The 23,274-nt window shown below is 39.7% G+C and carries 24 protein-coding genes and 1 pseudogene; 8 read left to right on the forward strand and 17 right to left on the reverse strand.

All coding sequences use genetic code 11. The features are described 5' to 3' along the window. Positions 1 to 297: IS630 family transposase (locus tag G322_RS0108380; protein WP_022941350.1), on the forward strand; the 297-nt coding region annotated here is incomplete at its 5' end. Positions 298 to 357: 60 nt separating this feature from the next. On the opposite strand, the pseudogene G322_RS24155 reads toward G322_RS0108380, so the two are convergent. Both G322_RS24155 and G322_RS0108385 read right to left on the reverse strand, forming a co-directional pair. Then, positions 358 to 543 (reverse strand): annotated as a pseudogene (locus G322_RS24155) (transposase); the annotation flags it as partial. A 92-nt stretch (positions 544 to 635) separates the two neighbouring features. Next, positions 636 to 1,880: a hypothetical protein gene (locus G322_RS0108385; protein ID WP_022941351.1), complete on the reverse strand. Its 1,245-nt coding sequence runs from the start codon at positions 1,878 to 1,880 to the stop codon at positions 636 to 638. A gap of 194 nt (positions 1,881 to 2,074) precedes the next feature. On the opposite strand from G322_RS0108385, the gene G322_RS0108390 reads away from it, so the two are divergent. Together G322_RS0108390 and G322_RS20255 are read left to right on the forward strand one after the other, a co-directional pair. Then, complete coding sequence (locus G322_RS0108390) at positions 2,075 to 2,752, forward strand: response regulator transcription factor (protein WP_022941352.1); 678 nt, start codon at positions 2,075 to 2,077, stop codon at positions 2,750 to 2,752. Further along, a complete protein-coding gene (locus G322_RS20255) occupies positions 2,745 to 4,085 on the forward strand; it encodes a sensor histidine kinase (protein ID WP_022941353.1) in 1,341 nt (446 codons plus the stop codon). Before G322_RS0108390 ends, G322_RS20255 begins: the two co-directional genes overlap by 8 nt. A 546-nt stretch (positions 4,086 to 4,631) precedes the next feature. Here G322_RS20255 and sucD read toward each other — a convergent pair. From sucD to sdhC, 8 genes are all read right to left on the reverse strand, one after another. Next, positions 4,632 to 5,504 carry a succinate--CoA ligase subunit alpha gene (sucD, locus tag G322_RS0108400; RefSeq protein ID WP_022941354.1) on the reverse strand — a complete coding sequence of 291 codons (873 nt, stop codon included), beginning with the start codon at positions 5,502 to 5,504 and terminating at the stop codon, positions 4,632 to 4,634. Next, positions 5,504 to 6,670 carry an ADP-forming succinate--CoA ligase subunit beta gene (gene sucC / locus G322_RS0108405; RefSeq protein ID WP_022941355.1) on the reverse strand — a complete coding sequence of 389 codons (1,167 nt, stop codon included), beginning with the start codon at positions 6,668 to 6,670 and terminating at the stop codon, positions 5,504 to 5,506. The genes sucD and sucC overlap by 1 nt, the downstream gene beginning before the upstream one ends. 127 nt (positions 6,671 to 6,797) lie before the next feature. Next, positions 6,798 to 7,961 carry a 2-oxoglutarate dehydrogenase complex dihydrolipoyllysine-residue succinyltransferase gene (gene odhB / locus G322_RS0108410; protein WP_022941356.1) on the reverse strand — a complete coding sequence of 388 codons (1,164 nt, stop codon included), beginning with the start codon at positions 7,959 to 7,961 and terminating at the stop codon, positions 6,798 to 6,800. Positions 7,962 to 8,014: 53 nt separating this feature from the next. Continuing rightward, complete coding sequence (gene sucA, locus G322_RS0108415; protein WP_022941357.1) at positions 8,015 to 10,822, reverse strand: 2-oxoglutarate dehydrogenase E1 component; 2,808 nt, start codon at positions 10,820 to 10,822, stop codon at positions 8,015 to 8,017. A 188-nt stretch (positions 10,823 to 11,010) separates the two neighbouring features. Then, a complete protein-coding gene (locus G322_RS0108420; RefSeq protein WP_022941358.1) occupies positions 11,011 to 11,724 on the reverse strand; it encodes a succinate dehydrogenase iron-sulfur subunit in 714 nt (237 codons plus the stop codon). 14 nt (positions 11,725 to 11,738) lie between these two features. Beyond that, positions 11,739 to 13,505: a succinate dehydrogenase flavoprotein subunit gene (gene sdhA, locus G322_RS0108425; RefSeq protein WP_022941359.1), complete on the reverse strand. Its 1,767-nt coding sequence runs from the start codon at positions 13,503 to 13,505 to the stop codon at positions 11,739 to 11,741. 1 nt (position 13,506) lies between these two features. Then, positions 13,507 to 13,851 (reverse strand): succinate dehydrogenase, hydrophobic membrane anchor protein, encoded by a 345-nt coding sequence (gene sdhD, locus G322_RS0108430; protein WP_022941360.1) that lies wholly within the window; start codon positions 13,849 to 13,851, stop codon positions 13,507 to 13,509. After that, complete coding sequence (gene sdhC, locus G322_RS0108435; protein ID WP_022941361.1) at positions 13,845 to 14,219, reverse strand: succinate dehydrogenase, cytochrome b556 subunit; 375 nt, start codon at positions 14,217 to 14,219, stop codon at positions 13,845 to 13,847. Before sdhC ends, sdhD begins: the two co-directional genes overlap by 7 nt. Before the next feature lie 372 nt (positions 14,220 to 14,591). Between sdhC and gltA the strand changes: the two genes are divergently transcribed. Together gltA and aat are read left to right on the forward strand one after the other, a co-directional pair. Then, positions 14,592 to 15,884: a citrate synthase gene (gene gltA / locus G322_RS0108440; RefSeq protein WP_022941362.1), complete on the forward strand. Its 1,293-nt coding sequence runs from the start codon at positions 14,592 to 14,594 to the stop codon at positions 15,882 to 15,884. Positions 15,885 to 15,967: 83 nt separating this feature from the next. Continuing rightward, the gene (gene aat, locus G322_RS0108445; protein ID WP_022941363.1) at positions 15,968 to 16,678 is read left to right on the forward strand and encodes a leucyl/phenylalanyl-tRNA--protein transferase; all 711 of its coding nucleotides are present in this window, start codon (positions 15,968 to 15,970) and stop codon (positions 16,676 to 16,678) included. On the opposite strand, the gene G322_RS0108450 is transcribed toward aat, so the two are convergent. Further along, complete coding sequence (locus G322_RS0108450) at positions 16,675 to 17,079, reverse strand: CBS domain-containing protein (protein WP_022941364.1); 405 nt, start codon at positions 17,077 to 17,079, stop codon at positions 16,675 to 16,677. The two genes, aat and G322_RS0108450, sit on opposite strands and share 4 nt — an antisense overlap. Positions 17,080 to 17,221: 142 nt before the next feature. Between G322_RS0108450 and G322_RS0108455 the strand changes: the two genes are divergently transcribed. Beyond that, on the forward strand, positions 17,222 to 17,764 hold the full coding sequence (locus G322_RS0108455) for a DUF2058 domain-containing protein (protein ID WP_022941365.1): 543 nt from the start codon (positions 17,222 to 17,224) through the stop codon (positions 17,762 to 17,764). 284 nt (positions 17,765 to 18,048) lie between these two features. Here the strand turns inward: G322_RS0108455 and G322_RS0108460 are convergent, their stop codons facing one another. The 5 genes from G322_RS0108460 to G322_RS0108480 all read right to left on the reverse strand — a co-directional run bounded on the left by G322_RS0108460 (position 18,049) and on the right by G322_RS0108480 (position 21,258). After that, positions 18,049 to 18,660 (reverse strand): YitT family protein, encoded by a 612-nt coding sequence (locus G322_RS0108460; protein WP_022941366.1) that lies wholly within the window; start codon positions 18,658 to 18,660, stop codon positions 18,049 to 18,051. Positions 18,661 to 18,759: 99 nt separating this feature from the next. Further along, complete coding sequence (locus tag G322_RS23310) at positions 18,760 to 18,927, reverse strand: hypothetical protein (protein ID WP_022941367.1); 168 nt, start codon at positions 18,925 to 18,927, stop codon at positions 18,760 to 18,762. Further along, a complete protein-coding gene (locus G322_RS0108470; protein WP_156873936.1) occupies positions 18,927 to 19,196 on the reverse strand; it encodes a hypothetical protein in 270 nt (89 codons plus the stop codon). Before G322_RS0108470 ends, G322_RS23310 begins: the two co-directional genes overlap by 1 nt. 440 nt (positions 19,197 to 19,636) lie before the next feature. Continuing rightward, positions 19,637 to 19,933 (reverse strand): hypothetical protein, encoded by a 297-nt coding sequence (locus G322_RS0108475; RefSeq protein WP_022941369.1) that lies wholly within the window; start codon positions 19,931 to 19,933, stop codon positions 19,637 to 19,639. 170 nt (positions 19,934 to 20,103) lie between these two features. Then, a complete protein-coding gene (locus G322_RS0108480; protein WP_028866519.1) occupies positions 20,104 to 21,258 on the reverse strand; it encodes an iron-containing alcohol dehydrogenase in 1,155 nt (384 codons plus the stop codon). A gap of 116 nt (positions 21,259 to 21,374) precedes the next feature. On the opposite strand from G322_RS0108480, the gene G322_RS0108485 reads away from it, so the two are divergent. Further along, on the forward strand, positions 21,375 to 22,271 hold the full coding sequence (locus tag G322_RS0108485) for a LysR family transcriptional regulator (protein WP_022941371.1): 897 nt from the start codon (positions 21,375 to 21,377) through the stop codon (positions 22,269 to 22,271). A gap of 146 nt (positions 22,272 to 22,417) precedes the next feature. Further along, on the forward strand, positions 22,418 to 22,666 hold the full coding sequence (locus G322_RS0108490) for a DUF3297 family protein (RefSeq protein WP_022941372.1): 249 nt from the start codon (positions 22,418 to 22,420) through the stop codon (positions 22,664 to 22,666). A gap of 233 nt (positions 22,667 to 22,899) precedes the next feature. On the opposite strand, the gene G322_RS22660 is transcribed toward G322_RS0108490, so the two are convergent. Next, positions 22,900 to 23,190 (reverse strand): helix-turn-helix transcriptional regulator, encoded by a 291-nt coding sequence (locus G322_RS22660; RefSeq protein WP_245542291.1) that lies wholly within the window; start codon positions 23,188 to 23,190, stop codon positions 22,900 to 22,902. Between the last annotated feature and the right edge of the window lie 84 nt (positions 23,191 to 23,274).

Here is a 23,274-nt window from a genome sequence, read left to right on the forward strand (position 1 = left end):
CCCATTCATTTAATACTTGACGGAGCTGGCTACCACCGCAGTGAGTTAGTAAAAGTAGCGGCTAAGGAGTTGGGTATTGAATTGCACTATTTACCTCCTTATAGCCCTAATTTAAATCCTATAGAGCGACTGTGGAAGGTGATGAGTGAATATGCAAGAAACAATAAATACTTTGCAACAGCAAAAGAATTTCGACAGAGTATGAATGAGTTTTTTAGCCTTACCCTTCCCGAAATTGGTAGTACTTTAACGAGTAGAATTAATGACAACTTTCAAACCTTCAATTTTGCAGTTTGAAGTGCGATGAGCTAGATGCGAAATATTATCAAGTCGTTTGGGTATATACATTGGAACTTATTGAATCAAAAAATGAACATGATCTCTGTCTGTTCCTATTTCTAAAAATATAATCTCATATCTTTTCGGTATTTCTTCACAGACCTCTTTCAGTGCATCGTCAATGTCCTGCTAAATATCGCTTTGCGATATTTAGCAGGACATACCAAATGAAACATTATGATTTTTGTGGATAAATGTACTCATAATCTTACTTTACCTCGCCAACCTCATCGCAGCAAGCAGCGGGAAATTAAACTCCAAGAGATTAAAGTAAGAGACTGTATTAAATGTTGTTATTAAGCACTAGGGGTATCCATTGTTGTATCAGAAAACCTTAGCTTTTCGATAGCTATAATCGTATTAAGACCATCACGATTGTCTTGCATATCCTGCACAGTCACTTGGCCATCCTCATTACTAATTTGATACTCAGAGGAAGATCCTGAAAAAATTACCGTATTTATTGCTGAATTACCCGTAATATTATTGTCTAGTTGGTTCACAACAACATTACTTTCATTCGTGCCGGTAAGTGTCACGTCTTTCAAATACTGAGAATGATTGGTATAAGACAAGCTAGCATTAAATTTCAAGCTGAAGTCACCAACAAAACTACTATCGATACGCGCGTTATAGGTTAGGTATGGATGGAAAAATTTGTTATCCATTATGGCCACACCCTCTGGATCTTTTGTTGCAAGGTCATCTCGGGTTTTCGCCTTGTACATGCCCCACATACCAAATTCGCTCTCTTCATATGCGCCCCAAAGACCATAATAACTATCAATTACTGATGCCAAATATTCTTGCGACAAGCTATTTTCAGCGGTTAATTCTGTTATCCAGCTAGCCTGATCTGCTGGCCATGCCCAAAACTTGGCAGATAAAGCGGTTACTTGTGCGGCACGAATATCAGCTTGATACGCGGGTAGTACACCGTTAAAGGGCTCATTTTGATCTACGCCTATCCCGTAATCATGCACAAAATGTAAAATTTCTTCGAATGAAGCATCACGATGTTCGTAATTTTGATTAATGTACCAGCTACCACCTTCTACTTGCATCTCGCCATAGTATAACGGTTGACCATCTAATTCTGCGGCTGCATTTGTGCCGTCATCTACTCCATTAAGTAATAATAAAATCCCACCATTTTCCGCTATTTTATTGGCAACGGCACTTTTGTCTTCGCCATATGCAGAGCCTGGGTAATTGGTTAAGTAATGTTGCAATATATTACGCGAGCGAACGATTTGGTTATCCGTAATTTCATCTTGTACAACAATATGAATTGCACTGCCATCTGGTGTATCAATTTTGGTATAGCGATTAAACTTAAGCGCTTTGCTATAAGTATTCATTAACTTGCTAGGAACGTTGCTGATTCCCAGATCCAACGTTTCGGCTGAAAGACCTGTTGTTGGAGTTGTAGGGATAGTTGGGGGCGGTGTTATTGGGGCTGTTTTTGAGTCCGTGTTGCAACCGGCCACAAGTGAAATAGTCATTAATAACACAATACTGTTTAAGCTGATAATTTTCATAAACGATCCTTTTGGTAAGTGCGAGTGATAAATGCGTACCAATAATCATACGAGATTAGACCGACTAGTGGGGTAAGCATATGTAAGTCATAAAGCCTTATGTAAGCGCTATGTAAGCGCTTGTAATAAGCCTCGATATATCAGCTATAATCAGTACAATGTAATGACTACTTACAACAGTACCTTATGAGTTTATGCATATATTAATTATTGAAGATGACGATGAAATTGCTCGCCTGACCGAAATCTATTTACAAAGTACGGGTTACGAAACAACAGTGGTATCAGATGGGCGTTTAGCGATAGCGGCGATTAAAAAATTGTCGCCAGACCTTATCTTGCTTGATTTAATGTTACCTGGCGTTGATGGATTTGATATATGTAAACAGGCACGGGAATTTTATATTGGACCAATAATTGTGCTTACCGCCGTAGAAGATGATATTAGCGAAGTTAGTTTATTAAAACTTGGCGCTGATGATTATTTAAGGAAGCCAGCCAAACCGCATATCATGTCAGCCAGAATAGAAGCGTTATTACGTCGTTCTAAAATGAGTAATAAAAAGACTGAACAAGAATCACCTAAAAAACTAGTCATTAACCGAGACACTTTATCGGTAACTTTAAATAACACCACCATTGATTTAACTAACTCTGAATTTGATATGTTAGTGCTGTTAGTCGATAAGGTAGGACAAACTGTTTCACGAGAGAATTGTATTCAATCGTTACGAGGTATTCATTACGATGTAACGGATCGCTCTATAGATATGCGTATATCAGGACTTAGAAAAAAACTTAACGATGAAAAACAGCCTTATAAACTGATCAAAACAATTAGAAATAAGGGATATCTACTCGTCGATGAATAAGTTTTTTACGCCTTTTTTTACGCGATTATATGGCTCACTCTTTTTAGCTATTTTTACGAGTGTATTCCTCACGTTTGTTATTTTAGAAAAGTGGAATGAGCATGATGCCACTGAAGACTTCGTTACTGGCACTCTCTTTTTTAAAAATATATTAGAAGTACAAAGGCAAGCGAGTAAAATTGAACCAAGTATTTTTTATAGCATCATTGATAATCATCTTTATCCATTTGATATTGAATGGTTAGGCACTAAAGCAATAAGTCTTTCGTGCAATGACTGTATTTACCTGAATAATCATAACAATGTTGATGTTTATGAATTAGAAAACGGTGAATTATTATCTATTCATTTAGTACCAAATACATCCGATAAACTTATTATTAAAGATAAATCGCAAGGGCCTGAACTCTTGGGCTTTGAGCCACCACAAGCATTTTTTGACATTGAAGGTTATTCTATCGTTATTCTTCTTTTTGTTATTGTGGTGGTCATTGGTCTAGTGTTATATCTTCCTATAAGAAAACTTCAAAAAGAAATAAATCACTTAAACCTGATAAGTTATCAACTTGGCAAAGGAAATCTAAAAGTCAGAGCAAGTAATTCTCTTTCAGAGCCTTTAACAATATTAGCCAAAAGCTTCAATAAAATGGCAGACGCTTTATCTAATAAAGTGAATGAAAGCCAAGTATTCGCACAAGCTGTGCCGCATGAACTACGAACGCCATTAAGCCGTATACAATTAGTGACCGGAATCCTAAGAAATAAGAATTTAACGACGGATCAAACCTCTTTAGTCGATAACATTGACCAGTATATCGGTGATATTGATGAGTTATGTTCGCAAATCATTCAATTTTCCAAATTAAATATTCAGACAGATAAAAATGATGACGAAGAGGTCAATTTAAATAACTTTATAGCGTATCGAATTTCCAAATTAATTCTGAACCCACGCATACCCGTTGTGGTTAATTTTACTGCGATAATCACTGTCAATTGTAAAGCAGCAAACTTACGCTTAATTATTGACAACATGCTAAAAAATGCGGTGAGTCACGCCAAAAGTAATGTCACGATTAATGTAAATAGAGTAGAAACCATGTTAGAAATGACCATTGAAGACGATGGTCATGGCATACCCGAGCAAGACTACGATACAATATTTATCCCCTATGCTCGATTAGATAATAGTCGAACCAGAAAAACGGGGGGATTGGGTATGGGGTTAGCAATTACCAAAGGTGCGGTAAATCAACTCGGAGGTGAAATAAACGTTTCTAGTTCTCCCTCGGGAGGGGCACGCTTCAAAATAACCCTGCCTATTTTAAAATGACATCTACCTTCAATCGAGAAATAGATAAAGGGAAACTTAAGGCTCTTATATCATAGCTATGACCGATACCCGATTTGTTTACCACTCATATTTACTCCTTTAAAAGTGTTCACTTTAAGTTTTAGACATCACAAGGACATACGCGCAGTTAATTAAAAGCAACTTAAAACGAACACAATAGCAATTAATGACGAACCCACATTTTGACTATACCCTATGAATACAACCTATGGAGTTGGCACTACTGTTTTATAGATGTCCTTTAAAGGCAGGTATATCCGCGAGTTAAATTAATAAACTTTAGAACATAAGGAAACGTGGCGTTAAACGTAAGCGTATGGGGATCAGCACCTAGCTACGATCAATATTCCATGGTAACAACGGTTCAATATTGTTTGCTTGCTCTGCGATATGTTTCAAAAAAAGATCGGGGACAGCCGCAGTATAATTCAACAGTCTATTTACCTCCAACACTGATTTTTAAACACAAAAAAGCCTCGTAAAATAACGAGGCTTAAAAGTAAGAGTAGTTATCTTTTTAAAAGATTACCAACCCGTGACTTCACGTAGCGCTTTACCGATATCAGCTAAAGATTTAGTCGTTTTCACGCCTGCATCTTCCAACGCTTTGAATTTATCTTCCGCAGTCCCTTTACCGCCAGCAATGATTGCGCCAGCGTGGCCCATACGCTTACCTTCTGGTGCTGTAACACCTGCAATGTAAGAGACAACAGGTTTAGTGACATTCGCTTTAATAAACGCAGCAGCTTCTTCTTCGGCAGTACCGCCGATTTCACCGATCATTACAATCGCTTCAGTTTGAGGATCTGCTTGGAATAGTTTAAGAATATCAATGAAACTTGAACCCGGAATCGGGTCGCCACCAATACCAACACAGGTAGATTGACCAAAACCTTCATCCGTCATTTGCTTAACCGCTTCGTAAGTTAACGTACCAGAGCGTGAAACAATACCGACTTTGCCTTTTAAGTGAATGTGACCTGGCATAATACCAATTTTACATTCACCCGGTGTGATAACACCTGGACAGTTAGGACCGATCATGACCACACCCGCTTGATCCAATTTCACTTTTACTTCCACAAGATCAAGTGTTGGGATACCTTCTGTGATGGTAACAATCAGTTTAATACCCGCATCAATCGCTTCTAAGATTGCATCTTTACAAAACGGTGCAGGTACATAGATAACGGATGCCGTAGCACCTGTTTTCTCAACGGCCTCACGTACCGTATTAAAGACAGGTAGACCTAAATGAACTTGACCACCCTTACCCGGTGAAACACCACCGACCATTTGTGTACCGTATTCAATCGCTTGCTCAGAATGGAAAGTACCTTGACCACCCGTGAAACCCTGACAAATTACTTTTGTATCTTTATTAATTAAAATGCTCATTATTTGCCACCTACCGCTTTTACAGCTTGCTGAGCTGCATCTGTTAAAGATGTTGCTGCAATAATATTTAAACCGGATTCCGCTAGAAGCTTACGACCTAGCTCTGCGTTGTTACCCTCTAAACGAACGATAACAGGCACAGACACACCCACTTCTGCCACTGCGCCAATAACACCCTCAGCAATCAGATCACAACGTACAATACCACCAAAAATATTCACTAAAACAGCTTTAACTTTGTCGTCAGAAAGAATGATTTTGAATGCTTCTGTAACACGTTCTTTGGTTGCACCGCCGCCAACATCTAAGAAGTTAGCCGGGTTGCCACCATGTATATTAACCATATCCATGGTGCCCATTGCTAGACCGGCACCATTTACCATACAGCCGATGTTACCATCTAGGGCAACATAGTTTAGTTCCCACTGTGCAGCATGCATTTCACGCTCATCATCTTGCGTTGTATCGTTAATCGCTTGAAGCTTTTTTTGACGGTACATTGCGTTTGAATCAATAGTAATTTTACCATCGAGACAGATTAAATCATCTTCTGCTGTCACCACTAATGGATTGATTTCTAAAAGTGCTAAATCTTTCTCTTGAAAAATAGTCGCAAGTCCTAAAAATATTTTTGTAAATTGACCAATCTGTTTACCAGAAAGACCCAATTTGAATGCTAGTTCACGACCTTGGTAAGGTTGCGCGCCCACTAATGGGTCGATGATAGCAGTATGAATTAATTCAGGTGTCTCTTCAGCCACTTTCTCAATTTCAACACCACCTTCCGTTGATGCCATGAAGGTAACACGTTGAGATGAACGGTCGATAACAGCGCCTAAATAAAGCTCGTTAGCAATCTCACTACAGCTTTCAACTAATAGTTTGTTTACAGGTTGACCGTTTGCATCTGTTTGGTAAGTCACTAAGTTTTTACCTAACCATTTATGTGCAAAATCACGTAAACCATCTTTGGTTTTAACCAGTTCAACACCGCCCGCTTTACCGCGGCCGCCTGCATGTACCTGACACTTAATAACCCATTTATCACCACCTAATGTAGATGCTGCATTTACTGCTTCTTCTGCGCTATCACATGCGATCCCTTCTGGTACAGGAAGACCATATTCTCTGAACAGCTGCTTTGCCTGATATTCATGCAAATTCATGATTGTTATCCATTTATTGAGTGAACTAAAGGCCACCTTGTGGCCGAGTTGCTGAGCTAATACTACTAAAGCGTGCCACGATTACTAATAAAAATTGATATAAATCAACAATCGCTCACGCTTTTTATTACACATCTAATAATAGACGTGTTGGATCTTCTAATAATTCTTTAATAGTGACCAAGAAACCAACAGATTCTTTACCATCAATGAGACGGTGATCGTATGAAAGCGCAAGGTACATCATCGGTAAAATCTTCACTTCACCGTCAATTGCCATTGGCCTGTCTTGAATTTTATGCATGCCTAAAATAGCAGCCTGTGGTGGGTTAATAATTGGCGTTGATAATAGAGAGCCAAATACACCGCCATTAGTGATAGTAAAGTTGCCTCCCATCATTTCATCGACGGTTAGCTTTCCATCACGTCCTTTAATTGCTAACGCTTTAATACCTTTTTCAATTTCCGCCATATTTAACGTATCAGTGTCGCGTAATACTGGCGTCACTAAACCACGGGGTGTTGAAACCGCAATGCTGATATCAAAGAAATTATGATAAACAATATCAGTGCCATCAATGGCAGCATTGACTTCTGGGTAACGTTTTAGTGCTTCGGTGACCGCTTTAATGTAGAAAGACATGAAACCTAAACGTACACCATGTTTTTTCTCAAATGCTTCTTGGTACTGTTTACGAAGATCCATAATCGGTTTCATGTTCACTTCGTTAAAAGTGGTTAACATAGCCGTTGAATTTTTTGCTTCTAATAAACGTTCAGCAACACGTTTACGCAGACGTGTCATTGGCACACGTTTATCACTGCGGGCAGCAACAGCGGCAACAATATCAACTTGCACGGGTGTTTCTGCTTTGTTTTTAAATTCACGGAATTTATCAACATCTTCACGGGTGATTAACCCACCTTTACCAGATCCTTTAATGTCTTGAGCGTTAATGCCCTTTTCTAACATTAAACGGCGTACCGATGGGCTCGCATCAGCAGCGCCCGTTTCTTCTTCAACAACAACATCAGTCGCTGTTTTAGCAGGTGCATCAGCCTCTTTAAGCCTACCTAGTAACTGTTTAGAAAGTACAGTTGCACCTTCATCTTCAATAATCTCTTGTAATATACCCGATGCCGTAGCAGGTACTTCTAATACTACTTTATCCGTTTCAATCTCTACTAATACTTCGTCACGTTCAACGAAATCACCGGGTTGTTTTTGCCATGTAGCCACGCTTGCATCTGCTACTGATTCTGGAAGTTCTGGTACTAAAATATCAATCATAATGGTTGTCCTACTGTGAAATTCTTATAAAATTTATTAAGTTAAAAATTGGCTTATTGTTCAAAACCAAGTGCTTTATTTATTAATGCTTTTTGTTGTTTGATATGCAAAGACATATAACCAACTGCTGTTGAAGCAGACGCATCACGCCCTGCATAATGCAGTTTGGCATTATTGGGTAAAACACTTCTAAAGTGATGCTGGCTACAGTACCAAGCGCCTTGATTTTGTGGCTCTTCTTGACACCAGATAACGTCTTTAACGTTGCAGTATTGCACCAAAATATCATCTAACTCATTGGTTGGGAAAGGATATAACTGTTCAATACGTACAATAGCAATATGATTTAGTGATTCATTACGGCGCTTCTCAAGTAGCTCATAATAGACTTTACCACTACATAGCACCACACGCTCAACCGCTTTACAGTCAATATCATCCACTTCATCAATCGCATTTAAAAAGGTGCCATTTGCGAGTTCATCTAAGCTTGAAACAGCGAGCGGATGACGCAGTAATGATTTTGGTGACATAACAATTAACGGACGACGCATCGTGCGTATGACTTGGCGGCGTAACATATGGTAAACCTGTGCGGGGGTGGACGGCACACAGACCTGCATATTATGCTCAGCACAAAGTTGCAAGTAACGTTCAAGGCGTGCAGAGGAATGCTCTGGACCTTGACCTTCATAACCGTGTGGTAACAACACGGTAAGACCACACATGCGTCCCCATTTTTGCTCACCTGACGATAAGAACTGATCAAAGACGACTTGTGCACCATTGGCGAAATCACCAAATTGTGCTTCCCAAATACAAAGACCTTTTGGTGCAGCCGTTGAGTAACCATACTCAAAGGCAAGTACCGCACATTCAGAAAGTACGGAATCATAAACATCAAAATGACCCTGTTCGTCAGAGATATTTTGTAAAGGCAGGTACGTTTTACCCTCTTTTTGTTCATGTAAAACGGCATGGCGATGGAAGAAAGTACCACGGCCAGAGTCTTGTCCAACTAAACGAATATTGTATTGTGAATCAAGTAGTGTTGCGTAAGCTAAATTTTCAGCGAAGCCCCAATCACACAGTTTTTCACCACGCGCCATTAATTGGCGATCGTTATAAATTTTCTTAACACGTGCTTGTTGAACATGATCTTCAGGATATTGACTAATCAACTCACCCAATTCTACTAAACGAGATTTAGAGAACTGCCCTTCATAAGGAGTACTCCAATCAGGTTTAAGATACGGGCTCCAATCAACACTATTACGTTGTATCGACTGCCACTCTTTTACTACACATTCACCATTATCCAGTGCATCACGGTAATCAGCAACAAGCTGTTTACCATAACCTTGCTTGATAACCCCTTCACTTTCGAGTTGATTAACATAAAGTTCACGTGGCGTTTTCTGTTTTTTGATTTTTTGGTACATTAATGGTTGTGTTGCACTTGGCTCATCGGCTTCGTTATGACCGTGACGACGGTAACAAACCAGATCAATCACCACATCACGTTTAAAGGTATTACGGAAATCAAGGGCAATCTGTGTGGCTAAAATAACCGTTTCAGGATCATCACCATTCACATGGAATATCGGTGCCTGTACCATTTTTGCAATATCAGTACAGTAACGTGTTGAACGTGTATCTTCTTGTTTAGAGGTAGTAAAACCAATCTGGTTATTAATGACAATACGGATCGTGCCACTCACTTTAAAGGCACGTGCTTGTGACATATTAAACGTTTCTTGCACCACACCTTGACCAGAAAATGCAGAATCACCATGAACGGTAATAGGTAATACACTTTCACCAATACCATTCAAGCGTTCTTGACGTGCGCGTACGGATCCTAACACCACAGGATTAACAATCTCAAGATGTGAGGGGTTAAAGGCTAATGATAAATGCACATTACCTTTGGGTGTTTTAAAATCACTACTAAACCCTTGATGATATTTCACATCACTTGAACCTGCATGTTTTGCATGTTTTCCTGCAAATTCATCAAACAGATCCGCGGGTTTTTTTCCTAATACATTAACCAACACGTTTAAACGACCGCGATGTGCCATACCAAGTACAACTTCTTGCGCACCTTGCTCACCAGCGCGACGAATCAACTCTTTGAGCATCAATACAAACGCATCTCCACCCTCTAAGGAGAAACGTTTTGCCCCCGGGAATTTAGAACCGATATAACGTTCTAGCCCTTCAGCTGCCGTTAACTCTTCAAGAAAACGATTTTTTGCTTCTTCGCTAAAAGAGGGTTGGCTTTCACAAGACTCAATACGGTTTTGTAACCAGCGTTTCTCTTCGGTATTGGTAATGTGCATATACTCAGCACCGAGCGAACCACAATAAGTACGTTTCAGTGAAGTGAGCAGATCGCGCAATACCATCGTCTCATTAGAAGCAGCATAAGAGCCAACATTAAAGCTGGCATCTAAATCAGCACCTTCTAAATCATGATAAAAAGGGTCTAATTCTTTAATGATTTCGTGTTTGGTTAAACCCAGTGGGTCAAGATTAGCAACTTCATGTCCACGATTACGATAAGCACCGATTAACTGTAATACTTTGACCTGTTTGGCATCATTATGCACCGCACCCGTTGGTGGTGTGAAACATTTAGGCGCTTTAGCCGCATGTTTCATCTGCTCTCGTATAATAGAGTGCGCCTCTTCAGGCAAATCATTTACTTTAGGTAGCTCATCAAACACATTGCGCCAATTGGCATCAACAGAGATAGGATCTTCTAGGTAGGATTCGTACAGACTTTCAATATAAGTAGAATTTGCCCCGGAAAGATGAGATGAGGCTAACCATGTTTTCATCGCATTAATTGGCATTAACATTCCTTATGCTTGTGATGGCTCAGGCGTTGCCATTTAAACTAACTTCTGCGTTGAAAGTGCTCACTTGGTAAACCAAGCTCCGCGCTTTCGCCTTGAATTTAGCTAAAATGACTTAGCCTGAACAACCACTTTATTATATGTAATATAACCATTCAGCATTAGGGGCTGAATGGTTATGTAAGTTAGATTGCGCGTTGTAACAACATCGATTTTATTTTTCCGATCGCTTTGGTCGGATTTAACCCTTTCGGACAAACACTGACACAGTTCATGATACCGTGACAACGGAACACACTAAATGCATCATCTAACTCTGACAAACGTTCTTCTGTTGCACTATCACGGCTATCGATTAAGAAACGATAAGCGGCAAGTAGTCCAGCAGGCCCGATAAACTTATCAGGATTCCACCAGAACGAAGGACAAGAGGTTGAACAACAAGCACATAAAATACACTCGTATAATCCATCTAACTTCTCACGTTCTTCCGGTGATTGTTTGAACTCACCCGCAGGTGGGTTACGATCATCAGTAATTAAAAACGGCTTAATTTTTTCATACTGAGTATAAAATTGCGTCATATCAATAACCAGATCACGCACCACAGGTAAGCCTGGTAGTGGGCGAATGACAATTTTACCTTTCGATAGTAGATCTGAAAGTGGCGTAATACAAGCTAACGCATTCTTACCATTGATATTTACACCATCAGAGCCACAAACACCCTCACGACATGAACGTCGAAATGAAAGTGATGCATCTTTCTCTTTCAATAAAATAAGCGCATCCAATATCATCATGTCTGAGCCTTCAGGCACATCTAATGATAAATCTTGCATGTATGGTTTGTTATCCACATCTGGGTTATAACGATAAACTGAAAAATTAACATTCATAACTAAAAAACCTTCTAGTAAACACGCGCTTTTGGTGGGAAAGCTTCACGTAGCACTGGCGCCATATTCACGTCACGTTTACTCATGCTTTCTGTTAATGGATTAAACAAACTATGGTGTAACCAATTTGCATCATCACGATCTGGGAAATCGAAACGACTATGTGCACCACGGCTCTCTGTACGGAAGTTAGCTGCTTTAGCCGTTGCAAAAGCAGTTTCCATTAAGTTATCTAATTCTAAACACTCAATTCTGTCAGTATTAAACTCACTGCTCTTATCACTTAGTTTTGCATTTTTTAAACGCTCACGTAGTTTTTCAAGTTCAGCAAGACCTTCAGCCATCGGTTCTCCGTCACGAAATACACCGAAGCTATTTTGCATACATTGCTGTAAATCTTTACGGATTTGACTCGGAGATTCCGTACCATTGCCTTTTTCCCAACGATTTAAACGTTCAAGAGAGGCATCAATATTTGCTTGTGTTGGCTCTTTAAAGGTATTTTCTTCGTTTAAGATTTTACCTAAATGTTTACCCGTTGCACGACCAAATACAATAAGATCAAGCAGCGAGTTGCCTCCCAAACGGTTAGCACCATGCACCGATACACAGGCAATCTCACCCACCGCAAACAACCCTTTTACTTCCACATCTTTACCGTCTTCATCAACACGTAAAACTTGACCGTTAACGGTTGCGGGTACGCCTCCCATCATATAATGACAAGTAGGAATAACTGGGATGGGCTCTTTAACCGGATCAACATGTGCAAAGGTGCGAGAAAGTTCACATATACCCGGCAGTTTAGATTCCAAAACATCTTCACCTAAGTGATCCAGTTTGAGTTTAATGTGTGTGCCCCAAGGACCTTCACAGCCACGGCCTTCACGAATTTCAATCATGATTGAACGTGCAACCACATCGCGACCCGCTAAATCTTTTGCATTAGGTGCATAACGTTCCATAAAACGTTCGCCATCTTTATTTAAAAGATATCCACCTTCACCACGACAACCTTCGGTCACTAAAACACCTGAACCAGCGATACCGGTTGGGTGAAATTGCCACATTTCCATGTCTTGCACTGGCACACCTGCACGTAATGCCATACCAATACCGTCACCGGTGCAAATGTGTGCATTAGTAGTTGAAGCGTAAATACGACCCGCACCACCCGTTGCTAATACAGTCGCTTGTGCCTTAAACATCACTACTTCACCCGATTCAATATCAATCGCGGTACAACCCACTACGTCACCATCATCGTTTTTAACCAGATCCAGTGCATACCACTCTGAAAAGATAGTGGTTTTATTTTTAATGTTTTGCTGATAAAGCGTATGTAACAGAGCATGACCGGTACGATCGGCAGCAGCAGCCGTACGGGCAGCTTGTTCCCCACCAAACTCTTTAGATTGACCACCAAATGGACGTTGATAAACAGAGCCATCTTCAAAACGAGAAAAAGGTAAACCCATATTTTCAAGCTCACGTACCGCATCAGGGCCCGCTTTACACATAAATTCAATGGCATCTTGGTCGCCAATATAGTCCGACCCTTTTACGGTATCGTACATGTGCCATTCCCAGTTATCTGCATGGGCGTTACCCAGAGCAACAGTAATACCTCCCTGTGCAGAAACGGTATGAGAGCGCGTTGGAAACACTTTAGTTATCAACGCACAGCTTTTTCCTTCTTGCGAAATAGAAAGTGCAGCACGCATACCTGCGCCACCTGCACCAATTACAATCGCATCAAATTCACGAATAGGTAAACTCACCTTAAACACCCCACAAAATTACAAAACCAAAAATAACATAGATAAATGCTACTGATGTAAGAATAAACTGTAATGCACCACGTAATTTAGTGCATTTAATATAGTCGGTTAATATCTGCCATAACCCAATCCAGGCATGCACCAGCATAGAAATAAGCGCAAATAATGAAAACACTTTAGTGAGCGTTGAAGAGAAAAACTCTGTCCACGTTACATAAGTTATCTCTGTAAAAGCGACAAACCCAACAAGGTATAAGATATACGCAAGCAGAACCAGTGCACTTGCACGTATTAAAAGATAATCATGGACGCCACTGCGTCCGAACGTACCTGCAACCTTTACCATACTAAAATCCCCGCTAACACTGACAATACTGCTGTTATTACAAAACCACCCTTAGCACTTAATGATGCACTATCCATCTCTTCCCAAAACCCTAAGTCTTGAATCATATGACGTACACCAAAAACCGCATGATAAGCAAGCGCAGTTAATGAACCCCAAATAATAAATTCAATAAAAAAGTTATCAAAATAACCTGCGACACGATTAAAATCGGCCTCACTCGTTAATGAACAGTTTAAAAGGGTAAGGAATATTGCTAAAGCAATAAAAACGATAATCCCAGATACACGATGCAGTATTGAAGCTGTTGCTGTAATAGGGAATTTCATCGTGGATAGGTCTAAATTTTTAGGTCTCTCTTTGCGCACAATTTGTCTCTTTATAGTGACGAAAATGAAGGGGTTGGTTAACGGGTGCCATTGTTAGCATAATGTTAAACGGTTGTGACAGCACCATAGCTTTTTTTTGTGATGCAACAATAAAACCAACATCACTTTTGTGATGCAGTTTACAGATTTCTTTATCTATTGAAACCCTCGCTTTACAACCCTTATTAAGGATTTATCAATACCTTAGCAATTAAGTCCAGTTCTACTTTGCTTACAAAACGAGCATTGTTTACCCTGCTATTTACCCATGTCTCATTGTTGAGATGTTAAAATTGACAAGGTAGTTTTTAGTCTGTAAAAATATGTGCATTGAAATTCGAGTAATATAAAAAAAAGCTAAGGGAGCATCAAATGTCAGATCAAAAAGCAATACTTCACCTACCAGGACAGGAGCCCATTGAGCTACCCATCCTTAAAGGATCTGCTGGTAATGACGTTATTGATATTCGTACACTAGGCAAAACAGGTTATTTTACATATGACCCAGGTTTTCTAGCAACAGCATCTTGCGAATCAGCAATCACCTTCATTGATGGTGATAAAGGCATTTTAGAATATCGTGGTTACCCTATTGACCAACTTGCTGAAAAATCCGATTACCTTGAAGTGTGTTATCTGCTTTTAAATGGTGAGTTGCCAAATAAACAGCAGTTTGATGAGTTCCACAGTATTGTATTAAAACATACTATGCTACATGAGCAGTTAGTACAATTCTTCAAAGGTTTCCGTCGCGATTCACATCCAATGGCTATCATGGTGGGTGTAGTAGGCGCACTGTCTTCTTTCTACCATGATTCATTAGACATCACCAACGAAAAACACCGTGAAATTGCCGCCTTCCGCTTAATCTCAAAAATGCCAACACTGGCGGCAATGAGCTACAAATATTCACACGGTCAACCATTTATCTACCCTGACAACTCGTTATCGTATGCGGGTAATTTCCTGAAAATGATGTTTGCAGTACCATGTGAAGAGTATGTAGTTAACCCAGTGCTTGAAAGTGCAATGGATAAAATCTTAATTCTCCATGCAGACCATGAGCAAAATGCGTCTACTTCTACTGTGCGTTTAGCTGGTTCATCAGGTGCAAACCCATTTGCCTGTATCGCAGCGGGTATTGCTTCGTTGTGGGGGCCTGCTCACGGTGGCGCTAATGAAGCATGTTTACAGATGCTTGAAGAGATTGGCAGTGTCGATCGTATTCCTGAGTTTATCGCCAGAGCAAAAGATAAAGATGATCCATTCCGTTTAATGGGCTTTGGTCATCGTGTTTACAAAAACCATGATCCACGTGCAACCGTGATGCGTAAAACATGTCATGACGTACTAGAAGATCTTAAAATTGATGACCCGCTATTAGACGTGGCAATGGAACTTGAACGTATTGCACTTGAAGACCCTTACTTTGTTGAAAAGAAACTTTACCCGAATGTAGATTTCTACTCAGGTATTGTTTTACGTGCTATGGGTATTCCACGCTCAATGTTTACGGTTATTTTTGCAATGTCTCGTACCGTAGGTTGGATTTCACATTGGAAAGAGATGTTAGATCAACCCGGTCAAAAAATTGGCCGTCCACGCCAGTTGTATACTGGTGAAACAGGATTAAAATTTGATCATGTTGATGAGCGTTGTAAATAAATAAAAAATATTTTATGATTTCAAGCCAGTGTTTACACTGGCTTTTTTGTGCCTAAAATAAACAGAAAACTAAAGAGTATTAAATGACCATTTACCTACCACAACTCAGTGATGATCCCGCTCTATTTCCTAATGTAGAGCAAGCGCTAGGCGATCCTGATGGATTATTAGCAATGGGCGGCAATCTTAGCCCTGAACGTATTTATAACGCTTATCAGCAAGGTATTTTCCCATGGTTCAGTGAGGGAGAGCCGTTATTATGGTGGAGTCCTCGCGAGCGCGCCACTATTAGAGCGGGTCAGGTACATATCAGTAAAAGTATGAAACGTTTTATTAACAAAAGTGATCTAACCGTCACCGTAAATTACAATTTTATTGAGGTGATAAAAGCATGCGCGAAACCCCGTACCACACAAGCGGAAACCTGGATCACTGTTGAGATGATTAACGCCTATATTGAACTGCATACGTTAGGGCTAGCCCACTCCATTGAAGTATGGTCTGAAAATAGGCTAGTAGGCGGATTATATGGTATTTGTGTGGGAAAACTATTCTGTGGCGAATCAATGTTTAGTCAAATGAACAACAGTTCAAAATTGGCTTTTATTGCCCTTAACCAACATTTTCAATCTGTTGGCGGCAAGCTGATTGATTGCCAAATGCAAACAGATCATTTGCAAAGTTTAGGCGTAACAACGACATCTCGTGCTGACTTTATTAAAAACGTAGTAAAATACCAACAACATTCACTACAAAAAGATTGCTGGAAGAAACAAAGCATCATTATCAATTAACATTTTGCAATTTGTACATTCATACCTGCAAGCACATTTTTACGTGATATAAGGCCAATATAGCGATCTTCATCATCTACAACGGGGTAAATTTTCGGCGGTGTTTTAAGCATCAACTGCGCTAAGTCTACAATGCTCATCTCCCCTTTCACTGTGAGTGCTTCATTGACCATCACATCTTCAACCAATGCCACTAACTCGCAGTAATAGGTCGCTTCTAACATTTTTGCAAGGCAGTCCTGCTCAGACAACCAACCAATGACACGGCCAGCAGCATCAACCACAGGACCCCCTATTTGATGGCTTTCTAACAATATTTCTACGGCCGCCTCGATAGTCATCTGTTTTTTAAAAGATAAACTTTTACCCGTCATATAATGTGAAACTTGTAAGCTATTCATAGACTTCCCCTTAGGATCCTTCTTTAAAGCTTAATATGTTTTCGCTGTTTGTCGATTTTTTACAATAAAAAATTTATTTCATCAATCTTTGTGTTTAAAATAGCTTTTATTTCAATTTATCGTTTAATTAATTAAGGATCTCATGGCCTCTCTCCAAGACCAACTGATGAAATCAGGGCTTATTAACAAACAAAAAGCCAAACAAGCACAAACAGAAAAACGCCGTAAAGCAAAACAGAAGAAGAAAAAAGGGACGGTTGAAGTTTCTGAAGTTCAAGTGGCAATCAACTCTCAAAAAGAGCAACTAAAACAGCAAGATTTAGATAAAAACAGAGCAACGCAAGAAGATTTAGATGCACGCTCTGCACACGGTAAATTGATCCAGATGATCGCTCAGCATTGTGAGAAAAACTATCAAGGTGAAATTGACTACCATTTTACTTACGATAAAAAAGTTAAACGTATTGCGATTAACGATGAAACTCAAAAAAGTCTTATTAATGGTCGTTTAGCTATTTGTGTATTAAATGAAGAGTTTTATCTCATTAATAAAGAAGCAGCAGAAACACTTGCTGCAATCGATACTTCGGTGCTGGTTGCATTGCATGATAAAGTTGATGTCACTGCGATTGATGAAGATGACCCCTATGCAGAGTTTGCCGTACCTGACGACCTTGTTTGGTAATACGCTAAATAGTCCTGTTTTGACCTTGGAAGTGAAACGTTAGTTTCGCCTTTGAAACAGGCAGAGCTAACGAACTCTTGTACACAAGTTTTTAATATTAACTAAGTACTTGGACGTAGGAATTTAGTCCTGCCTTGCTAACTAAAGCGTAGCTAAAGCAACACGTCCTATTTTCTTTTTAAATTTGTGTAAAAAAATGGACGTAGGACTTTAGTCCTGCTTTGCTAACTAAGGCGTAGCTAAAGTAACACATCCTATTTTCTTTAAGAGTCAGAGCTAAAAACCTACACCACCGTATAACGTCCCGGTTTATGGTTTACTGCAATAATGAGATTGAGTGCAATAGCGCCCATAATCGAAAACACAATCAACTGCCAGTTAACAATAAAAATGGCCATCAACACCACCACACAATCCACTGCCATCTGAAATTTACCAATCGAGATACCACGGGTTTGTGCCAAATAACGCGCTAGAATATTCAGTCCGCCCAAACTCGCATTGTGACGAAATAGCATTAAAAAACCAGCGCCCATTAATAACCCACCAATAATACTTGCATAGAGGACATTAAGCAGTTCAAATTGAATAAAAAGAGGTGTTAGCTCAGAAAACGCGGATAGCAGTAGCACAGAGATAAACGTTTTAATGGTAAATTCCGCGCCCATCTGTTTCAGTGCTAACCAATAAAACGGTAGATTAACTAAAAAGAAAGCTTGTCCAAAACTAAGCGAGGTTGAGTATTGTGCAAGAAAGGCAAGACCTGCCGTGCCGCCTGCCAATAGTCCCACACTACTGTATAGATTCACGCCAAGGGAGATAAGTAACGTACCGATGATGAGTGCCTGAATATCTTCAAAATGAGTGTGTTTTTTGGCGGTGCTTACATTTTCCATAAATCCCTTTGATTACCTGTGCAAATGAACTGATTTACAAAGGATTGTAATCAAACTGATTGATAAATAAAAGTCAATTCACAGCACTCATTTTATTCCTTAGCTGTTCTGCGATCTGTCCTGCACTTGCTTGACAAACAAACAGACCAATATGTTCATAGCCCCCCATTTTTTTGCGTTTTTACTAACAATATCAAGATATAATCCACAACCAGAGCCATTATTAATGATCATATTATAAGCGGGTTGTGTGTCCATTTCTGCCATTAATCCAATAATAACCTTAATGCCTCCTGTATCGCTTGGCTCACCTGTTGCTGCTCAATCTCATTTAACTGATGCAGATAACATTTACTACTGTCTTTAACCAACAACATCATATCTAACGGGCGTTTCATAAAATAAGGAACAATCAACACCACTTCGCCATAGTCTTTGACTAAAAGATTCTTTGGATTCTCTTGTAACATATAAACACTAAAACTTTTATCGTGGCTCTTTCTAAAACGTAGATTATTAAAAAAACGCTGTGGCAAAATATTACTGTAATACCATTCTGCATAATATTGTGATCAGGGCTTGTTGAGAAAAAATGATGAAGAGCAAGGCGCATGATTGAGTAATAGCTAGCTATTGCGATTGAATGCAACGTCGCTATTTATCATTTTAACCAACAAGATAGATCAGATACTTATGCGGATTGGTATAAGCTATCTGTTGATGGCCATGCGTTAAAGAAGCCCCCGTCGCCGCACCATAGTTTTAAATAATCGAGACATAACCACGAATACTGTTCTCGTTAACCTTAGTAATAGAGCGCGACATAAAATCATGTCGGTTGATACAACAATACTCGCTCTAACTTGGCAAGTTGCTGAAAACTAAGCGCGCATCTTTACTGGACATATTGTGCCAGTCTCGGTGATGAATTGAAGAGGCCCATTGCAATAAGTGAAAACCATAAGAGGCGCGTCCTTTATGCCTCACTATCTTGATGTGAAAAATAGTCTGCATCTTCATCAGGCAGTTCATCTATAGTATGGGAAATAGGGTAAATGTTTTTATTAATAAAAGAGAATCCGTCACGGTGCTTAACCAGATCAAATATCTCTGAGATTTTACCCTCACAGAGAGGACAAAACTCATTTTCTTGTGTGATTGGTTTCGCTTCGACAGTGGTATGAATTCGCTTCGCACGCGCGGAATTGTAGATAATTAAATTGCCATTTCGGGGATCTATTTGGCAGATGCCATCGGGAGAATACTTCTGCAACAACGGGTCGTTGCTAATATTATCAAGCAGCGTTGAAAAAGGTAATGCTTGAATATCTTCACTGAATAACAGTTTTTTTGCATTTTATAACGTAAGTTGTTGCACAATTCCACCTACCCCTCTACAAGTAATAATTTAAAGGATAGATGAAATATTAACCAATAATTATTTTATAAACTTTGCTTAAGAATATTGCGACTATGATCAAGTGTTATTAACTGTTTTTCCCCCAGTTGTGTCAACCCATGTCGTTCAAGCTGGCTCACGATCACCTCCACCACCTCTTCACCTAACTGATAATCAGAAAAACGGGTTTTCATCTGTACTGAATGGAAAAACTGCTCAGTTTTTTCAATCGCCAGTTTAATGCGACTTTCAGTATCTCCCTCGTTAATACCCCAAATACGTGATGCATATTGTAATAATTTATCTTGTTTTGTTTCACGCATCTCCCAAAGTAAACGAGGCAATACAATCGCTAAGGTTTGTGCATGATCAAGCCCAAAAGTAATGGTTATCTCATGGCCAATCATATGTGTCGCCCAATCTTGTGGCACACCTGATCCAATCAACCCATTTAATGCCTGTGTTGCACTCCACATCACATTAGCATTAACATCATTATTTTTTTCATCAGTAAATAGTTTTGGTCCCTCTTCAATCAGAGTATGTAAAATGCCCTCTGCAAATCGGTCTTGAATTTTCGCGTTCACGGAGTAAGTTAAATATTGCTCTGTAGTATGAATAAACGCATCAACAACACCATTACTTAGCTGACGAGCAGGTAAACTGTTCATCACACTTGGGTCAAGTACCGCAAATTGAGGTAAAACAAACTCACTCATGAACGCCAGTTTATCTTTTGTTGCCAGCTTAGAGATAACCGCCCCACCATTTGATTCCGATCCCGTTGCAGGAAGCGTCAATACCACGCCTAATGCCACGGCAGACTCAACCTTCGCCCCTTTTGCTAAAATATCCCACGGCTCACCATTAAATTCAGCGGCAGCTGCAATAAACTTACTGGCATCAACTACCGAACCACCCCCCACAGCCAAAATGTAATCAATATTTTCCTGCTTTACTAACGCAACCGCTTTCATTGATGTTTCATAACTCGGATTTGGCTCAATGCCTGAAAATTCAAAAACGGTGTGCTTAGCAAGTGCTTCAATAACTTGATCATAAACCCCATTTTTTTTAATACTGCCACCACCATAAGTTAACAACACCTTCGCTGAGAGTGGAATTTCATTGGTTACTTGGCTGATTTGATTTTCACCAAAATGGACTCGGGTTTTATTAGAAAAAGTAAAATTCAACATGATTTGCACACCTGTCTGTTTAAAAGATGCGGTGAGTATAGATCGTAAAATTTTTAAGTTAATAGCATTTTCAACCAATCACTTTTGCACAGGTGCAACAATAACCATGATATTGTATGATTACAACTTTACAGCGAGAGAAGCGTAATATGATTTGGCAAGGTTTAGAGGAATTTATGCAGGTAGCAGAGCAAGGCAGTTTTACCAAAGCGGCCAACGAACTAGATGTTTCGACCTCACACATTAGTCGTCAACTTACCCAATTGGAGAGCCGTTTAGGGACACGTTTAGTGAATCGTACGACGCGTAAAATTAGCCTTACCGATGCAGGCCATCAATATGCGGTTAGCCTTAAAAACATTCACCAAGCACTGTTTGATGCCACCGACCAGCTACAAGGTACACAAAGCGCGCCCAAAGGGTTAATTCGCTTAAGCGGTGCGGGTGATTTTGTAGCGAATAAAATTGCCCCCTTACTGGCACAATTTATTAACAAACATCCACAAGTAAAAATTGAAATAAATTTCTCTGGACGTAATGTTAATTTAATGGAAGAGGGCTTTGATTTGGCCATTCGCTTTGGCCGAATGCAAGATTCCTCGCTAATTGCCCGCCCTCTCTGTACACGACACATGAGTTTAGTCGCAACAAAACACTATCTACAGCAATACGGTACACCACAAATACCTGACGACTTACAAAAACACAACTGCCTAATGGCGATCACCAATCGTTGGCGCTTTAACATCAATGGGAAAATCAAAGAAATAAAGGTACAGGGTAACTGGCGGAGTAATGATGCCGATGCGGTTAAACAAGCTTGTCTTGCCGATCTCGGCATCGCTCACCTTGCAAAAGACCTCATACAGCCTCAGATTGATAACGGTCAACTCATTTATCTCTTAGATGAATACCAAGTCAGCGATAACGCAACGTGGCTCGTTTATCCCAAGAAAGATCTTATTCCACATCGTGTTAGGCTCCTTATCGACTTTTTGTTGGCCGAGTTTTAAATAATACAAAGAGGGTGAACGATCATGAATAAACTTCATCATCAGCTTCCTGCTTAGCATCTATTCACTTCATAACTTGCTGAATTTTGCACTTTGAATGCTAACAGGTATAATGGCGCACTTTTTATTTACTACAGGCCAGCAACATGAATGACACAACATCACTACCAAGTTTACCCGACCGCTTTTCAGGCAATTCACGTAGCCCACATCATGTGAAAGAAATTTCTGAGCACGACATTGGTATTCGACTCAACGGCAAAGAGCGTTTCGATGTCGAAGAGTATTGTATCAGTGAAGGTTGGGTAAAAGTGCCAGCACACAAAGCATTAGATCGTCGCGGACAACCGCTTATGATGACAAAAAAAGGAACGGTTGAGGCATTTTATCGTTAAACGTTATCCATATTAACCGACGTGAATCCCCTCTTCTAAATTGGTGCCATCGTTAAGTTATTTTGCACTGCAAGTTGTTATCACCGCCCTAAAGAGCCTAAAGAGATTTAGGCTCTTTTTATTATTCACCTCCCACGTAAACATGACATTCTCATTGATAGCATCTTCCAAGTTGGTGTGCCTTTCTGCCCTAGGAAGCGAAGTCGAAAATTTCCCCCTCTTTACATTGCTTTTTAAATAAAATAGGACTGATACTGCTTAGGTGTTATCGCTAATCGCTTTTTAAAGTTTCTTTGCAAATGACTTTGGTCTGAAAAACCCAACAAATGGGAGGTATCTATTAATGAATGGCCTGTTTTCAGCAATGTTTTAGCCGACTTAATACGTTCATCTAATTGGTAAGCATGTGGTGATAATCCATAACATTGTTTAAAACTACGAATGAGATGATAACGACTTATACCATTCTGCTTAATATAATGATCAGGTTTTACGCAGGGTAAATGACTAAGGTCAAGGCGCATGATTGAGTAATAGCCGGCTATTGCGATTGAATGCAACGCAGATATTAGTCATTTAAACCAGTAAAAACGATCAGTTACTTAGGC

The sequence above is a fragment of the Psychromonas hadalis ATCC BAA-638 genome, from assembly GCF_000420245.1.
GTDB classification, from domain to species: domain Bacteria; phylum Pseudomonadota; class Gammaproteobacteria; order Enterobacterales; family Psychromonadaceae; genus Psychromonas; species Psychromonas hadalis.

Coding starts and splice junctions, on each gene's coding strand:
- odhB (WP_022941356.1), bottom strand. CDS start 7,961: ATGATTGATATTTTAGTACCAGAACTTCCAGAATCAGTAGCAGATGCA.
- aat (WP_022941363.1), top strand. CDS start 15,968: ATGACCATTTACCTACCACAACTCAGTGATGATCCCGCTCTATTTCCT.
- G322_RS0108390 (WP_022941352.1), top strand. CDS start 2,075: ATGCATATATTAATTATTGAAGATGACGATGAAATTGCTCGCCTGACC.
- sdhD (WP_022941360.1), bottom strand. CDS start 13,851: ATGGTAAAGGTTGCAGGTACGTTCGGACGCAGTGGCGTCCATGATTAT.
- G322_RS22660 (WP_245542291.1), bottom strand. CDS start 23,190: ATGCGCCTTGACCTTAGTCATTTACCCTGCGTAAAACCTGATCATTAT.
- gltA (WP_022941362.1), top strand. CDS start 14,592: ATGTCAGATCAAAAAGCAATACTTCACCTACCAGGACAGGAGCCCATT.
- sucD (WP_022941354.1), bottom strand. CDS start 5,504: ATGAGCATTTTAATTAATAAAGATACAAAAGTAATTTGTCAGGGTTTC.
- G322_RS0108455 (WP_022941365.1), top strand. CDS start 17,222: ATGGCCTCTCTCCAAGACCAACTGATGAAATCAGGGCTTATTAACAAA.
- G322_RS0108420 (WP_022941358.1), bottom strand. CDS start 11,724: ATGAATGTTAATTTTTCAGTTTATCGTTATAACCCAGATGTGGATAAC.
- G322_RS0108485 (WP_022941371.1), top strand. CDS start 21,375: ATGATTACAACTTTACAGCGAGAGAAGCGTAATATGATTTGGCAAGGT.
- G322_RS20255 (WP_022941353.1), top strand. CDS start 2,745: ATGAATAAGTTTTTTACGCCTTTTTTTACGCGATTATATGGCTCACTC.
- sucC (WP_022941355.1), bottom strand. CDS start 6,670: ATGAATTTGCATGAATATCAGGCAAAGCAGCTGTTCAGAGAATATGGT.
- G322_RS0108490 (WP_022941372.1), top strand. CDS start 22,418: ATGAATGACACAACATCACTACCAAGTTTACCCGACCGCTTTTCAGGC.
- G322_RS0108450 (WP_022941364.1), bottom strand. CDS start 17,079: ATGAATAGCTTACAAGTTTCACATTATATGACGGGTAAAAGTTTATCT.
- G322_RS23310 (WP_022941367.1), bottom strand. CDS start 18,927: ATGGCAGAAATGGACACACAACCCGCTTATAATATGATCATTAATAAT.
- G322_RS0108460 (WP_022941366.1), bottom strand. CDS start 18,660: ATGGAAAATGTAAGCACCGCCAAAAAACACACTCATTTTGAAGATATT.
- G322_RS0108480 (WP_028866519.1), bottom strand. CDS start 21,258: ATGTTGAATTTTACTTTTTCTAATAAAACCCGAGTCCATTTTGGTGAA.
- G322_RS0108385 (WP_022941351.1), bottom strand. CDS start 1,880: ATGAAAATTATCAGCTTAAACAGTATTGTGTTATTAATGACTATTTCA.
- sucA (WP_022941357.1), bottom strand. CDS start 10,822: ATGCCAATTAATGCGATGAAAACATGGTTAGCCTCATCTCATCTTTCC.